Source organism: Variovorax sp. GW458-11-26-14-LB1, assembly GCF_059423965.1.
Window position 1 is genome coordinate 25346 of the sequence record NZ_JBWKYW010000014.1, and the last position, 13337, is coordinate 38682.

21 protein-coding genes are annotated in these 13337 nt (G+C 64.0%); 19 read left to right on the top strand and 2 right to left on the bottom strand.

Annotated elements, in window-relative coordinates; genetic code table 11:
* Positions 1-53 precede the first annotated feature (53 nt).
* From AC07YS_RS11785 to ubiA, 3 genes are all read left to right on the top strand, one after another.
* On the top strand, positions 54-1019 hold the full coding sequence (locus AC07YS_RS11785; RefSeq protein WP_062474802.1) for a LysR substrate-binding domain-containing protein: 966 nt from the start codon (positions 54-56) through the stop codon (positions 1017-1019).
* Between the two features lie 136 nt (positions 1020-1155).
* Positions 1156-1740, top strand: a complete 585-nt coding sequence (locus AC07YS_RS11790; protein ID WP_369630563.1) for a Dps family protein — start codon at positions 1156-1158, stop codon at positions 1738-1740.
* A gap of 86 nt (positions 1741-1826) precedes the next feature.
* A complete protein-coding gene (ubiA, locus tag AC07YS_RS11795) occupies positions 1827-2687 on the top strand; it encodes a 4-hydroxybenzoate octaprenyltransferase (RefSeq protein ID WP_495267984.1) in 861 nt (286 codons plus the stop codon).
* Positions 2688-2700: 13 nt separating this feature from the next.
* Here ubiA and proC read toward each other — a convergent pair whose 3' ends face one another.
* Both proC and AC07YS_RS11805 read right to left on the bottom strand, forming a co-directional pair.
* On the bottom strand, positions 2701-3558 hold the full coding sequence (gene proC / locus AC07YS_RS11800; protein ID WP_495267983.1) for a pyrroline-5-carboxylate reductase: 858 nt from the start codon (positions 3556-3558) through the stop codon (positions 2701-2703).
* A complete protein-coding gene (locus AC07YS_RS11805; RefSeq protein ID WP_495267998.1) occupies positions 3555-4691 on the bottom strand; it encodes an esterase-like activity of phytase family protein in 1137 nt (378 codons plus the stop codon). The genes proC and AC07YS_RS11805 overlap by 4 nt, the downstream gene beginning before the upstream one ends.
* 257 nt (positions 4692-4948) lie before the next feature.
* Here AC07YS_RS11805 and rplN point away from each other — a divergent pair, with 257 nt between their 5' ends.
* From rplN to AC07YS_RS11885, 16 genes are all read left to right on the top strand, one after another.
* Positions 4949-5317 (top strand): 50S ribosomal protein L14, encoded by a 369-nt coding sequence (gene rplN / locus AC07YS_RS11810; RefSeq protein ID WP_009124801.1) that lies wholly within the window; start codon positions 4949-4951, stop codon positions 5315-5317.
* Positions 5318-5329: 12 nt separating this feature from the next.
* A complete protein-coding gene (gene rplX / locus AC07YS_RS11815) occupies positions 5330-5662 on the top strand; it encodes a 50S ribosomal protein L24 (RefSeq protein WP_062474813.1) in 333 nt (110 codons plus the stop codon).
* Positions 5663-5673: 11 nt separating this feature from the next.
* Positions 5674-6213, top strand: coding sequence for a 50S ribosomal protein L5 (gene rplE / locus AC07YS_RS11820; RefSeq protein ID WP_056576993.1), 540 nt, complete (start codon positions 5674-5676; stop codon positions 6211-6213).
* An 8-nt stretch (positions 6214-6221) separates the two neighbouring features.
* Positions 6222-6527 (top strand): 30S ribosomal protein S14, encoded by a 306-nt coding sequence (gene rpsN, locus AC07YS_RS11825; protein ID WP_056576989.1) that lies wholly within the window; start codon positions 6222-6224, stop codon positions 6525-6527.
* Between the two features lie 20 nt (positions 6528-6547).
* On the top strand, positions 6548-6943 hold the full coding sequence (gene rpsH / locus AC07YS_RS11830) for a 30S ribosomal protein S8 (protein WP_062474816.1): 396 nt from the start codon (positions 6548-6550) through the stop codon (positions 6941-6943).
* Between the two features lie 24 nt (positions 6944-6967).
* On the top strand, positions 6968-7501 hold the full coding sequence (gene rplF / locus AC07YS_RS11835) for a 50S ribosomal protein L6 (protein ID WP_062474819.1): 534 nt from the start codon (positions 6968-6970) through the stop codon (positions 7499-7501).
* Between the two features lie 14 nt (positions 7502-7515).
* A complete protein-coding gene (gene rplR / locus AC07YS_RS11840) occupies positions 7516-7881 on the top strand; it encodes a 50S ribosomal protein L18 (RefSeq protein WP_056577252.1) in 366 nt (121 codons plus the stop codon).
* An 18-nt stretch (positions 7882-7899) separates the two neighbouring features.
* Positions 7900-8418, top strand: a complete 519-nt coding sequence (gene rpsE, locus AC07YS_RS11845; RefSeq protein WP_056576983.1) for a 30S ribosomal protein S5 — start codon at positions 7900-7902, stop codon at positions 8416-8418.
* A gap of 35 nt (positions 8419-8453) precedes the next feature.
* Positions 8454-8636, top strand: a complete 183-nt coding sequence (rpmD, locus tag AC07YS_RS11850) for a 50S ribosomal protein L30 (RefSeq protein ID WP_019653974.1) — start codon at positions 8454-8456, stop codon at positions 8634-8636.
* Between the two features lie 11 nt (positions 8637-8647).
* Positions 8648-9079, top strand: coding sequence for a 50S ribosomal protein L15 (rplO, locus tag AC07YS_RS11855; RefSeq protein WP_056576982.1), 432 nt, complete (start codon positions 8648-8650; stop codon positions 9077-9079).
* A 27-nt stretch (positions 9080-9106) separates the two neighbouring features.
* Positions 9107-10420, top strand: coding sequence for a preprotein translocase subunit SecY (gene secY / locus AC07YS_RS11860; protein WP_056576979.1), 1314 nt, complete (start codon positions 9107-9109; stop codon positions 10418-10420).
* A gap of 66 nt (positions 10421-10486) precedes the next feature.
* A complete protein-coding gene (gene rpmJ, locus AC07YS_RS11865; RefSeq protein ID WP_013544106.1) occupies positions 10487-10600 on the top strand; it encodes a 50S ribosomal protein L36 in 114 nt (37 codons plus the stop codon).
* A 23-nt stretch (positions 10601-10623) separates the two neighbouring features.
* Positions 10624-10989 (top strand): 30S ribosomal protein S13, encoded by a 366-nt coding sequence (gene rpsM / locus AC07YS_RS11870; protein WP_013544105.1) that lies wholly within the window; start codon positions 10624-10626, stop codon positions 10987-10989.
* Between the two features lie 12 nt (positions 10990-11001).
* The gene (gene rpsK / locus AC07YS_RS11875; protein ID WP_009124825.1) at positions 11002-11406 is read left to right on the top strand and encodes a 30S ribosomal protein S11; all 405 of its coding nucleotides are present in this window, start codon (positions 11002-11004) and stop codon (positions 11404-11406) included.
* 130 nt (positions 11407-11536) lie between these two features.
* Entirely contained in the window at positions 11537-12160 is a 624-nt protein-coding gene (gene rpsD / locus AC07YS_RS11880) for a 30S ribosomal protein S4 (protein WP_056576976.1), read from the top strand.
* 142 nt (positions 12161-12302) lie between these two features.
* Positions 12303-13292 (top strand): DNA-directed RNA polymerase subunit alpha, encoded by a 990-nt coding sequence (locus AC07YS_RS11885; protein ID WP_056576973.1) that lies wholly within the window; start codon positions 12303-12305, stop codon positions 13290-13292.
* The last annotated feature ends 45 nt before the right edge of the window (positions 13293-13337 follow it).

A 13337-nucleotide genomic window follows, 5' to 3' on the forward strand; every position in this document is an offset into this window, starting at 1 on the left:
TTTGACCCCGCCCCAGCCGGGTCACAGACCCTTGCGCATAATTGACGCAAGCTATGACTCTCACCGAACTCAAATATATCGTCGCAGTCGCCCGCGAGCGGCACTTCGGCAAGGCGGCCGAGGCCTGTTATGTGTCCCAGCCGACGCTTTCGGTGGCCATCAAGAAACTCGAGGACGAACTCGAGGTCAAGCTCTTCGAGCGCAGCGCCGGTGAAGTGACCGTGACGCCGCTCGGCGAGCAGATCGTCCAGCAGGCCCAAAGCGTGCTCGACCAGGCCGCCAGCATCAAGGAGATCGCCAAGCGCGGAAAAGACCCGCTGGCCGGCCCGCTGAACCTGGGCGTGATCTACACGATCGGCCCGTACCTGCTGCCCGACCTGGTGCGCCAGGTGATCGCGCGTACGCCGCAGATGCCGCTGGTGCTGCAGGAGAACTTCACGGTCAAGCTGCTCGAGATGCTGCGCGCCGGCGAGATCGACTGCGCGATCATGGCCGAGCCCTTTCCCGACACGGGCCTGGCGATGGCGCCGCTGTACGACGAGCCCTTCATGGCGGCGCTGCCCGTGAAGCACAAGCTGGCCGACCGCGAGTCGATCACCTCGGAAGAGCTGCAGAGCGAGACGATGCTGCTGCTGGGCACGGGCCACTGCTTTCGCGACCACGTGCTCGAGGTGTGCCCCGAGTTCGCGCGCTTCTCGAGCAACGCCGAGGGCATCCGCAAGAGCTTCGAGGGCTCGTCGCTGGAGACCATCAAGCACATGGTGGCCTCGGGCATGGGCGTGACGCTGGTGCCGCGCCTGTCGGTGCCGGCCGAGGCGCTCAAGCCGAAGGTCAAGGGGCGCAAGGAGCCCGAGCAGATGGTGCGCTACCTGCCCGTGCGCGACGCGCAGGACCGCGACCCGCCGATGCGCCGCGTGGTGCTGGCCTGGCGCCGCACCTTCACGCGCTACGAGGCCATTGCGGCGCTGCGCAACGCGATCTACGCGTGCGAGCTGCCGGGTGTCAAACGACTCTCCTAGCGATTCGGGGCCTTCGCCTACGCGCGGGCTGTTTGGGATCGCTGATCGCTGGGATAGAGTGAAGCTGTTGCGAAGCCGCCTGCCGGCTTTCAGAATTTCGGTGTTGTCACCCAACTTCAAGAAAGACCCCTCCGCCATGGCCAAACCCTCGAAGAAAACCAAGTCCCCGTCGCCCGCAGCTTCCGCCGGCAAGGTGCCCAAGAAGGGCGGCGCCGTCGTCGCGCAGGAGTCGGGCAGCCGCAACGCGCCGATCATCAACATCGGCATCGAACGCCAGGACCGCGCGGCCATCGCCGAAGGCCTGAGCCGCGTGCTGGCGGACACCTACACGCTGTACCTCACGACGCACAACTTCCACTGGAACGTGACAGGGCCGCACTTCAACTCGCTGCATGCGATGTTCATGACGCAGTACACCGAGCTGTGGGGCTCGACGGACGTGCTCGCCGAGCGCATCCGCGCGCTGGGCCACTACGCGCCGGGCTCGTACGCCGAGTTCAGCAAGATCGCCACCGTGCCCGACGTGCCGCAGACCCCGCCCAAGGCGATGGAGATGGTGCGCATCCTCGTGAAGGGCCACGAGACGGTGTCGCGCATCGCGCGCGAGTTCATCCCGGTGGCCGAAGAGGCCGGCGACGACCCGACCGCCGACATGCTGACCGCGCGCTGCACAGTGCACGACCAGACGGCCTGGATGCTGCGCTCGCTGCTCGAGGACTGACGGCGGCCTCCTGATCTCCCGGTGCGCCGGGAGTCCCTGCAAGAGCGGCACAATGGCCGCTCTTTTTTCGTCTGCCCGTCCGCCGCATGCTTGCCCGCCGTTTTGCGCTCTACCTCGATCTGATCCGCTGGAACCGGCCGGCCGGCTGGCTGTTGTTGCTGTGGCCCACGCTGGGCGCGCTCTGGTTCGCGGCCGACGGCTGGCCCGGTTTGCACCTGCTCGCGGTGTTCACGCTCGGCACCTTCCTGATGCGCAGCGCGGGCTGCTGCGTCAACGACGTGGCCGACCGCGACTTCGATCGCCATGTGAAGCGCACGGCCCAGCGGCCCGTGACGAGCGGCGCGATGTCGGTCAAGGAGGCGTTGGGGCTGGGCGCGGTGCTGGCGCTGCTGTCCTTCGGGCTGGTGCTCACCACCAACCGCACGACGGTGTTGTGGTCGTTCGCGGCGCTGGCGATCACGCTGATCTATCCGTTCGCCAAGCGTTTCGTGTCGATCCCGCAGGCGGTGCTGGGCATCGCCTTCAGCTTCGGCATCCCGATGGCCTTTGCCGCGGTGCAGTCGACGGTGCCGGCCTTTGCCTGGTGGCTGCTGGCGGGCAACCTGTTCTGGGTGCTGGCCTACGACACCGAGTACGCGATGGTGGACCGCGACGATGACCTGAAGATCGGCATGAAGACCTCGGCGATCACCTTCGGTCGTTTCGACGTGGCGGCGGTGATGGCCAGCTACGCGATCTTCCTGGCGGTCTGGATCTGGGCCGGTGCCAGCCGGTCGCTGGGGGCGCTCTTCTATGTAGGCATTGCCGCGGCGGTGGCCCAGGCGCTCTGGCACTGGCGCCTGATCCAGGACCGCACGCGGGAAGGCTGCTTCAAGGCCTTCCGCGAAAACCACTGGCTGGGCTTCGCGGTGTTCGTGGGCATCGTGGCGGGCTACGCCCTCCGATAGCCCGCCGGGCGGGTCAGCCGCGCCCGAATTCCTCGCCCAGCTCGGCCGCGCGCTTCTGCGCCGCGCGGATGGCGGTCTTGAACTGGCCCTTCACATCCGAGGCTTCGAGCGCGCTCAGGGCCGCGTAGGTCGTGCCGCCCTTGGAGGTCACGCGCTCGCGCAGCACCGAAGGCGGCTCGGTGGCGCTGTGCGCCAGCGCCGAGGCGCCGGTGAAGGTGCCGATGGCCAGCCGCTGGGCCTGGTCGGGCGTGAGGCCCATCTCGACGCCGGCCTCGGTCATCGCCTCGATGAAATAGAACACGTAGGCCGGGCCGGAGCCCGACATGGCGGTCACCGCGTCGAGCGCGGGCTCGGCGTCGACCCAGATCAGCTCGCCCGTCGGCGCCAGCAGCTGGCCGACGCGTGCGCGGTCGGCGCTTTCGACGCCCGCCCGCGCGAAGAGGCCGGTCATGCCCTTGCCGACCAGCGCGGGGGTGTTGGGCATGGCGCGCACCACGCGCTCGGTGCCGAGCCAGCGGGCGATGCTGTCGGACGGGATGCCCGCCGCCACGCTCAGGTGCAGGGCGTCGGCCGCAAAGGCGCGCACCGGGCGGGCGGCTTCGGCAAAGGTCTGGGGCTTGACCGCCCACACCACCACGGCGCAGCGCGCGAGGGCCTCGCTGGCCTCGGCCTTGGCGACGATGCCGTAGGACTGGGCCAGCCTGGTGCGGGCCTCTTCGAAGGGCTCGACCACTTCGAAGTTGTCGGCCGCGACGCCTTGCTGGATCAGGCCACCGATGATGGCGCTGGCCATGTTGCCGCCGCCGATGAAGGCGATGGGGGGCAGGGGGCCCGGCGCGGTGCGGGGCAGGAAGGTCACGGCGATGGTCATGGTCGGTCGGTGTAGGCGAAGGCGGCGAACTGCGTCACTTGCAGCGGGTTGAAATTGTCGTCGCTCACGACCACCAGCAGGCGGCGGCCGTCGGGCAGCGATGGGCCCCAGCACATGCCCTCGGTGTTGTCCAGGCGCGAGAGGCCGAGGGTGGCGAAGTTGGCCACCAGGGTCTTGGCGGTCGGGCGGTGGTTGCCGGGGGTGAGGGCGTCGATGGCGAGCACGTCGTCGGCGGCCCGGGTGTCTATTTCATACAGGCGCAGCGAATTGCCGGCGCCCGTGGCGTAGGCGCGTTCCAGCACCAGCATGCGGTGGGCGTCGAGCATCAGCACCTCGCTCACGCCGTTGTCGGCGTAAGTGCCCGGCACCAGCGGGCGCAGCGGGATGGCGTCGGGCACGTAGGCGATCTGGCGCATGGCGCGGCCGGTCGCGAGGTCGAGCTGGGTGAAGCGGCAGGGGCCACCGGGGGCGGTGGTGGTCGGGACGGGGCCGTCCTGGACCAGGGCGTTTTCCATCGCGAGCCAGGCCGACCGGTCGTCGGGCGTGAGGGCCAGGCCCTCGAGTGTCTGGTTGTCGCGTGGACCGTGGCGCTGGGTCGGGTCCGGGGCGAACATCGCCGGCAGGGCGAATTCGCGCAGGAAGCGGCCATCGCGCGCCGATTCATACAGGGCGGGGCCGAAGCCGCGGGCCAGGTCGCCTTCGCTGGTCCAGAGCAGGGTGCCGGCCGAGGGGCGCAGGCGCAGGGCTTCAGGGTCGGGCACGGGCAGGCCGTCGATTGCCTGGCGCCGCCCGGGCCACGGGCCGCCGCCGGGGCGTTGCAGCTGGACAACGCCGGTGGGCTCCGGGGCGGCGTCGGCCGGCTGGGGCCAGCGCGCGGTGTAGCAGCGTACGGGAGCCAGGTCTGACCGGTCATCGCTGAGAAGCAGGTACTCACCTTTGATGGGATCGTAGTCGATGCCGGAGAGGCCGCCTGCCGTGGTGCTCTCTATAGAGCGTCGGTGCGCCCAGCGGGCTTCCCCCAGGCGCTGCAGCCGGCCGGTGTCCGGCGCCGGTGTTGCGCTGCGGCAACCCGCAAGCCCCAGCGATCCCAGTCCCAGCAGGCCCGCGCCGCCCGCCAGCAGGCGTCGGCGCAGCACGGAAGGCGGCGAAACGAGGGGGTGGATGGGGGCGCGCACGCCACAAAGTCTAGCGGCTGTCGAAGTTCGCGTGATGAGGCAGTTGACATCGCCCGGCATGGGTGCCACAATCGCGGGCTTCGCTTTCAAAAGGCGAAGCTTTCAGCCCAAAGCGGAAGCGTCTCGAGTGGTTCGAGGCGTGGACGACGGGCCCAAGACTGACCGCGGTGTCTCCCTCCTGGAGGCTCATCGGTACAAGTTGGGAATATCAAGAAATGATCCAAACTGAATCCCGGCTCGAAGTGGCCGACAACACGGGCGCGAAATCCGTCCTGTGTATCAAGGTGCTCGGTGGCTCCAAGCGGCGTTACGCCAGCGTGGGCGACGTCATCAAGGTCAGCATCAAGGAAGCCGCTCCGCGTGGTCGCGTCAAGAAGGGCGAGATCTACAGCGCAGTGGTGGTCCGCACCGCCAAGGGCATCCGTCGTGCTGACGGTTCGCTCGTCAAGTTCGACGGCAATGCCGCCGTGCTGCTCAACGCCAAGCTGGAGCCCATCGGCACCCGCATCTTCGGACCGGTCACGCGCGAACTGCGCACCGAGAAGTTCATGAAGATCGTGTCGCTGGCACCCGAAGTTCTCTAAGGACACAACGCCATGAACAAGATTCGCAAAGGCGACCAGGTCATCGTGTTGGCCGGTCGTGACAAGGGCAAGCGCGGCGTCGTGTCGCTGCGCGCAGACGATTCGCATGTGATCGTCGACGGCATCAACCTCGTCAAGAAGCACACCAAGCCGAACCCCCTCAAGGGTACGACCGGTGGCATCGTCGAGAAGACCATGCCGATTCACCAATCCAACGTGGCGATCTTCAATGCTGCGACCGGCAAGGCCGATCGCGTGGGCATCAAGGTCACCCAAGGTGCCGACGGCAAGCGCGTGGCTGTTCGCGTCTTCAAGTCGAGCGGCGACGAAATCAAGTTCGCCTAAGAGGTACTCACATGGCACGTCTCCAACAACACTATCGCGAAAAGATCGCGAAAGACCTGACGGAAAAGTTCGGCTACAAGTCGCCGATGCAAGTTCCGCGTCTCACCAAGATCACCCTGAACATGGGTGTGGGTGAAGCAGTCGCCGACAAGAAGGTTCTCGACAACGCTGTCGCCGACCTGACCAAGATCGCTGGCCAGAAGCCTGTGGTCACCAAGTCGAAGAAGGCCATCGCCGGCTTCAAGATCCGCGAAAACCAGCCGATCGGCTGCATGGTCACGCTGCGTGGCGTGCACATGTACGAGTTCCTGGACCGTTTCGTCACCGTGGCCCTGCCCCGCGTGCGTGACTTCCGCGGTATCTCGGGTCGCGCATTCGACGGCCGTGGCAACTACAACATCGGCGTCAAAGAGCAGATCATTTTCCCTGAGATCGAGTACGACAAGGTCGACGCCCTGCGCGGTCTCAATATCAGCATCACGACGACGGCCAAGACCGACGAAGAAGCCAAGGCGCTTCTCGCTGGCTTCCGTTTCCCGTTCAAGAACTGAGGTGATCTGTGGCTAAAGCATCTTTGATCCAGCGCGAACTCAAGCGCGACAAGCTGGTTGCCAAGTTCGCTGCGAAGCACGCAGAACTGAAGGCAACTTCCAACGACGCGAAGAAGAGCGACGAAGAGCGCGCAGCGGCCCGCCTGGCCCTGCAGAAGCTCCCGCGCAACGCGAACCCCACGCGCCAGCGCAACCGTTGCGAAATCACCGGTCGCCCCCGTGGCACCTTCCGTCAATTCGGTCTGGCCCGCGCCAAGATCCGCGAACTGGCTTTCAACGGCGACATCCCCGGTGTCACCAAGGCCAGCTGGTAAGCCAGGCAGGAGCAAACAACATGAGCATGAGTGATCCCATTGCCGACCTGCTGACGCGTATCCGTAACGCGCAGATGGTGGCGAAGCCCACCGTGTCGGTCCCGTCTTCCAAGGTGAAGATCGCGATCGCACAAGTCCTGAAGGACGAGGGCTACATCGACGGCTTCCAGGTCAAGACCGAAGCCGGCAAGAGCGAACTTGAAATCTCGCTGAAGTACTACGCTGGCCGTCCGGTCATCGAGCGCATTGAGCGTGTGAGCCGCCCCGGCCTGCGCGTCTACAAGGCCAGCACTTCCATTCCGCAAGTCCAGAACGGCCTCGGCGTTGCGATCGTCACGACCCCCAAGGGCGTGATGACCGACCGCAAGGCGCGCGCCACCGGTGTCGGCGGCGAAGTTCTGTGCTACGTCGCCTAACCGAGACATCGAGGAGTTACTGAAATGTCCCGAGTAGGAAAAATGCCGGTCGCCATCCCCGCAGGCGTGGATGTGTCGATCAAGGAAGACCAGATCAGCGTCAAGGGCACGGGCGGCACGCTCAGCCTGGCTCGCAACGCGCTGGTGAATGTCGTCAACAAGGACGGCAAGCTGAGCTTCGAGCCCGCCAACGATTCGCGTGAAGCGAATGCGATGAGCGGCACGATTCGCCAGCTGGTGAACAACATGGTGGTTGGCGTGACCAAGGGCTTCGAGAAGAAGCTCAACCTGGTCGGCGTCGGCTACAAGGCTGCAGCGTCCGGCGCCAAGCTGAACCTGCAAGTCGGTTACTCGCACCCGGTCAACATCGACATGCCGCAAGGCATCACGGTGACCACCGCGACCCCGACCGAAGTGGTGATCAAGGGCGCTGACCGTCAACGCGTCGGCCAGATCGCCGCTGAGATCCGCGCTGTTCGTCCGCCAGAGCCCTACAAGGGCAAGGGCATCCGCTATGCGGACGAGAAGATCGTGATCAAAGAGACCAAGAAGAAGTAAGGGGCAGCAAAATGATGTTGACCAAAAAAGCACAGCGTCTTCGCCGCTCGCGCCAGACCCGCATCCGCATTGCGACGCAGGGCGTGGCTCGCCTCACGGTGAACCGCACCAACCTGCACATCTATGCCACCGTCATCTCCGACGACGGCACCAAGGTGATCGCAACCGCATCGACCGCCGAAGCCGAAGTGCGCGCAGCACTCGGCGCCTCGGGCAAGGGTGGCAATGCCGCCGCTGCCACCGCCATCGGCAAGCGCATCGCTGAAAAGGCGAAGGCTGCCGGCGTCGAGAAGGTCGCTTTCGATCGCGCAGGTTTCGCCTACCACGGCCGCGTCAAGGCGCTGGCCGAGGCAGCCCGCGAAGCCGGTCTGCAGTTCTAATCGGACACGAGATTCAAAATGGCAAAGATTCAAGCAAGAACGCAGAACGAAGGTCCTGAGGACGGTCTGCGCGAGAAGATGATCGCGATCAACCGCGTCACCAAGGTGGTGAAGGGTGGTCGTATCCTCGGTTTCGCAGCACTGACCGTGGTCGGTGACGGCGATGGCCGCGTCGGCATGGGCAAGGGCAAGTCGAAGGAAGTGCCTGCTGCCGTGCAGAAGGCAATGGAAGAAGCCCGTCGCAACCTGTTCAAGGCTCCGATCAAGAACGGTACGCTGCACCACCAGGTGCAAGGTCACCACGGTGCTGCCACCGTCGTGATGTACCCGGCCCCCAAGGGTACCGGCATCATCGCCGGCGGCCCGATGCGCGCCGTGTTCGAAGTCATGGGCATCACCGACATCGTGGCCAAGAGCCATGGTTCGTCGAACCCCTACAACATGGTTCGCGCCACGCTCGACGGGTTGAAGAACTCGACAACGGCCGGCCAAGTGGCTGCCAAGCGCGGTCTCACCGTCGAAGAAATCTTCGCCTGAGCGCAAGCTCTCGCAAGGCTGAAGGAAGCATTCAAATGACGCAACAACAAACCCTCAAGGTGCAGCTGGTGAAGAGCCCGATCGGCACCAAGGAATCGCATCGCGCGACCGTGCGTGGCCTCGGCCTGCGCAAGCTCAACAGCGTGAGCGAGCTGCAAGACACGCCCGCAGTGCGCGGCATGATCAACAAGATCAGTTATCTGGTCAAAGTTCTGTAAGAGAGACTGATATGGAACTCAATGGCATCAAGCCGGCAGCTGGCGCCAAGCACGCCAAGCGTCGCGTCGGCCGCGGTATCGGCTCCGGCATCGGCAAGACCGCAGGTCGCGGTCACAAGGGCCAGAAGTCGCGCGCAGGCGGTTTCCACAAGGTCGGCTTCGAAGGCGGTCAAATGCCGCTGCAGCGTCGCCTGCCCAAGCGCGGCTTCAAGTCGCACCTGCTGAAGTACAACGCCGAAGTCACGCTGACTGCTCTCGAGCAGCTCGGCCTGGCCGAAGTCGATGTCCTGGCACTGAAGCAAGCCGGCCTCGTGGGCCAGCTCGCCAAGGTCGTCAAGATCATCAAGACCGGCGAACTCACCAAGGCCGTCAAGCTGACGGGCGTGGGTGCGACCGCTGGTGCCAAGGCTGCGATCGAAGCAGCCGGCGGCAGCCTCGCCTGATCACCATCGGACTGAAAGAAGTTCTTCGTGGCAACTAACGCGGCAACGATCGCAAAAACAGGCAAGTTCGGCGACCTCCGTCGTCGGCTCGTCTTTTTGCTGCTCGCGCTCGTGGTCTACCGGATTGGCGCGCACATTCCTGTGCCGGGTATCAACCCGGACCAGCTGGCAGCGTTGTTCCAGGGCCAGCAGGGCGGCATTCTGAGCCTGTTCAACATGTTCTCGGGCGGGGCGCTGTCGCGTTTCACCGTGTTCGCGTTGGGGATCATGCCGTACATCTCGGCGTCGATCATCATGCAGCTGATGACCTACGTGCTTCCGACCTTCGAGCAATTGAAGAAGGAAGGCGAGGCTGGTCGCCGCAAGATCACGCAGTACACGCGCTATGGCGCGCTCGGCCTGGCTCTGTTCCAGTCGTTCAGCATCGCAGTGGCCCTCGAATCGTCGGCCGGTCTGGTGATCGCCCCCGGTTTCGGCTTCCGCCTGACCGCCATGGTGAGCCTGACGGCAGGTTCGATGTTCCTGATGTGGCTCGGCGAGCAGATCACCGAACGCGGCCTGGGCAACGGCATCTCGATCCTGATCTTTGCAGGTATCGCGGCCGGTCTGCCCGGTGCGATCGGCGGCCTGGCTTCGCTGGTGACGACCGGTGCGATGAACCCCATCGTTGCGCTCTTCATCATCGCTGTCGTGGTGCTGGTCACCTACTTCGTGGTGTTCGTGGAACGTGGTCAGCGCAAGATCCTCGTGAACTATGCGCGGCGCCAGGTTGGCAACAAGGTCTACGGCGGTCAGTCGTCGCACCTGCCCCTGAAGCTGAACATGGCCGGTGTGATTCCTCCGATCTTCGCGTCGTCGATCATTCTGCTGCCGGCAACGGTGGTGGGCTGGTTCAGCGCTGGTGACGGTGGCTTCCGCTGGATCAAGGACATCGCCAGCGCACTGCGTCCGGGCGAGCCGATCTACGTGCTGCTGTACGCCGCTGCGATCGTTTTCTTCTGCTTCTTCTACACGGCACTCGTGTTCAACAGCAAGGAAACGGCCGACAACCTGAAGAAGAGTGGTGCGTTCATTCCTGGCATTCGCCCGGGTGACCAGACCGCTCGCTATATCGACAAGATTCTGGTTCGCCTGACGTTGGCTGGCGCGGTGTACATCACCTTCGTCTGCCTGCTGCCCGAGTTCCTGATCCTGAAGTACAACGTGCCGTTCTACTTCGGTGGTACCTCCCTGCTGATCATCGTGGTCGTCACGATGGACTTCATGGCCCAGGTGCAAAACTACATGATGTCCCAGCAGTACGAATCGCTGCTGAAGAAGGCGAACTTCAAGACATCGTAGGGCTGTGAGTTTCAGTATTGAGTCCGGGCGGTAGACCGCCACGTTAAACAGTTTTAGGAGAATGAAATGAGAGTTTCGGCTTCGGTCAAAACCATCTGCCGTAATTGCAAGGTCATCCGCCGTAAAGGTGTGGTGCGTGTGATTTGCACCGACCCGCGCCACAAGCAGCGCCAGGGTTGATTGAAGAGTATTAGAGGACGCACATGGCACGTATTGCTGGCATCAACATCCCGCCGCACAAGCACGCTGAAATCGGCCTGACCGCCATTTTCGGTATCGGTCGCACCCGCGCCCGTCAAATCTGCGAAGCGAGCGGCATCGAATATTCGAAGAAGATCAAGGATCTGACCGACGCCGATCTCGAAAAGATCCGCGACCAGATCGCTCTGTTCACGATCGAAGGCGATCTGCGTCGCGAGACGACGATGAACATCAAGCGTTTGATGGACATCGGCTGCTATCGCGGCTTCCGTCACCGTCGCGGCCTGCCGATGCGCGGCCAGCGCACGCGCACCAACGCCCGCACCCGCAAGGGTCCGCGCAAGGCTGCGCAGTCCCTGAAGAAATAAGGATAGACAAGCATGGCTAAAGCACCTGCAAACAACGCCGCACAGCGCGTTCGCAAGAAGGTTCGCAAGAACGTTGCGGACGGTATCGCCCACGTGCATGCCTCGTTCAACAACACCATCATCACGATCACCGATCGCCAGGGCAACGCCCTGTCGTGGGCTTCGTCGGGTGGCCAGGGCTTCAAGGGCTCGCGCAAGTCGACCCCGTTCGCTGCGCAGGTCGCTTCCGAAGTGGCCGGCCGTGCTGCTGTCGAACAAGGTATCAAGAACCTCGACGTCGAGATCAAGGGCCCCGGTCCTGGTCGCGAGTCGTCGGTGCGCGCACTGGCTGCGCTCGGCATCCGGATCAATTCCATTGCCGACGTGACGCCCGTTCCGCACAACGGCTGCCGTCCCCAGAAGCGTCGCCGCATCTGATCGTCAGTCCGCAAGGCGCAGCCAGCTTTCGAGCGGCTGCGCATTTGTTTTTTCACTAAGCCCACCGCCATCGGCATATCCGCCGACGGCTCCCGCAGGCAACTGCGGCAGATGACACCAAGGAAATACCGTGGCACGTTACCTCGGCCCCAAGGCCAAACTTTCCCGCCGTGAAGGCACCGACCTGTTCCTGAAGAGCGCCCGCCGCTCCATTCAAGACAAGGCCAAGTTCGACTCCAAGCCCGGCCAGCATGGTCGCACCTCGGGTCAGCGCACCTCCGACTACGGTCTGCAGCTGCGTGAGAAGCAGAAGGTCAAGCGCATGTACGGCGTGCTCGAGAAGCAATTCCGCCGCTACTTCGAAGAAGCCGATCGTCGCCGTGGCAACACCGGCGCCAACCTGCTGTTCATCCTCGAGTCGCGCCTGGACAACGTGGTCTACCGCATGGGCTTCGGCTCGACGCGCGCCGAAGCACGCCAGCTCGTGTCGCACAAGGCGATCACCGTGAACGGCCAGTCGGTCAACATCCCGTCGTACCTGGTCAAGACCGGTGACGTGATCGCCGTGCGCGAAAAGTCCAAGAAGCAGAACCGCATTGTCGAAGCGCTGCAACTGGCCCAACAAGTCGGCATGCCGGCCTGGGTCGATGTGAACGCCGACAAGGCCGAAGGCACCTTCAAGAAGGTCCCGGATCGCGACGAATTCGCAGCCGACATCAACGAATCGCTGATCGTCGAACTGTATTCGCGTTGATTTTCTCTACCCGCCTGCGCGTCTTTGCGCCGGCGGGAGATTGATATTGTTGTTCACGTTCCTGCTCCGCACTCTGTTGCGGATCAGGCGCTTCACCAGCCTTACCGGTGTAACGAGCCGGGGGTATTGAGAGGAAGTCTGCATGCAAACCACCCTGCTGAAACCCAAGACCATCCAGGTCGAGCAACTTGCCGCCAACAAGGCCAAGGTCACGCTCGAGCCTTTCGAGCGCGGCTACGGCCACACGCTCGGCAACGCGCTGCGTCGCGTTCTGCTGTCGTCCATGGTCGGCTACTCGGCCACCGAAGTCACGATCGCTGGCGTTCTGCATGAGTACTCGTCGATCGACGGCGTGCAGGAAGATGTCGTCAACATCCTGCTGAATCTCAAGGGCGTGGTGTTCAAGCTCCACAACCGCGACGAAGTCACGCTGAGCCTGCGCAAGGACGGCGAAGGCCCGGTCCTTGCATCGGACATCCAGACCCCGCACGACGTCGAGATCATCAACCCCGACCACGTGATCGCGCACCTGTCGCAAGGCGGCAAGCTGGACATGCAGATCAAGGTCGAAAAGGGTCGCGGCTACGTGCCCGGCACGATGCGCCGCTACGCGGACGAGCCGACCAAGTCGATCGGCCGCATCGTCCTCGACGCGTCGTTCTCGCCCGTCAAGCGCGTGAGCTACACCGTCGAAAGCGCCCGTGTCGAACAGCGTACCGACCTGGACAAGCTGCTGGTCGAGATCGAGACCAACGGTGCGATCAGCGCCGAAGATGCCGTTCGCGCATCGGCTAAAATCCTGGTCGAGCAGCTCGCCGTGTTCGCGCAGCTCGAAGGCGGCGAACTCGCTGCATTCGATGCACCCGCACCGCGCAGCGCCCAGCAGTTCGATCCGATCCTGCTGCGCCCTGTCGACGAACTCGAACTGACGGTGCGTTCGGCCAACTGCCTGAAGGCCGAAAACATCTACTACATCGGTGACCTGATCCAGCGCACCGAAAACGAGCTGCTCAAGACCCCGAACCTGGGTCGCAAGTCGCTCAACGAAATCAAGGAAGTCCTCGCTTCGCGCGGTCTCACCCTTGGCATGAAGCTCGAAAGCTGGCCGCCGGCTGGTCTCGACAAGCGTTGATTTGAATTTTTGAGAAATCGGCCCCCTGAAAAGGGCCAGTGCACC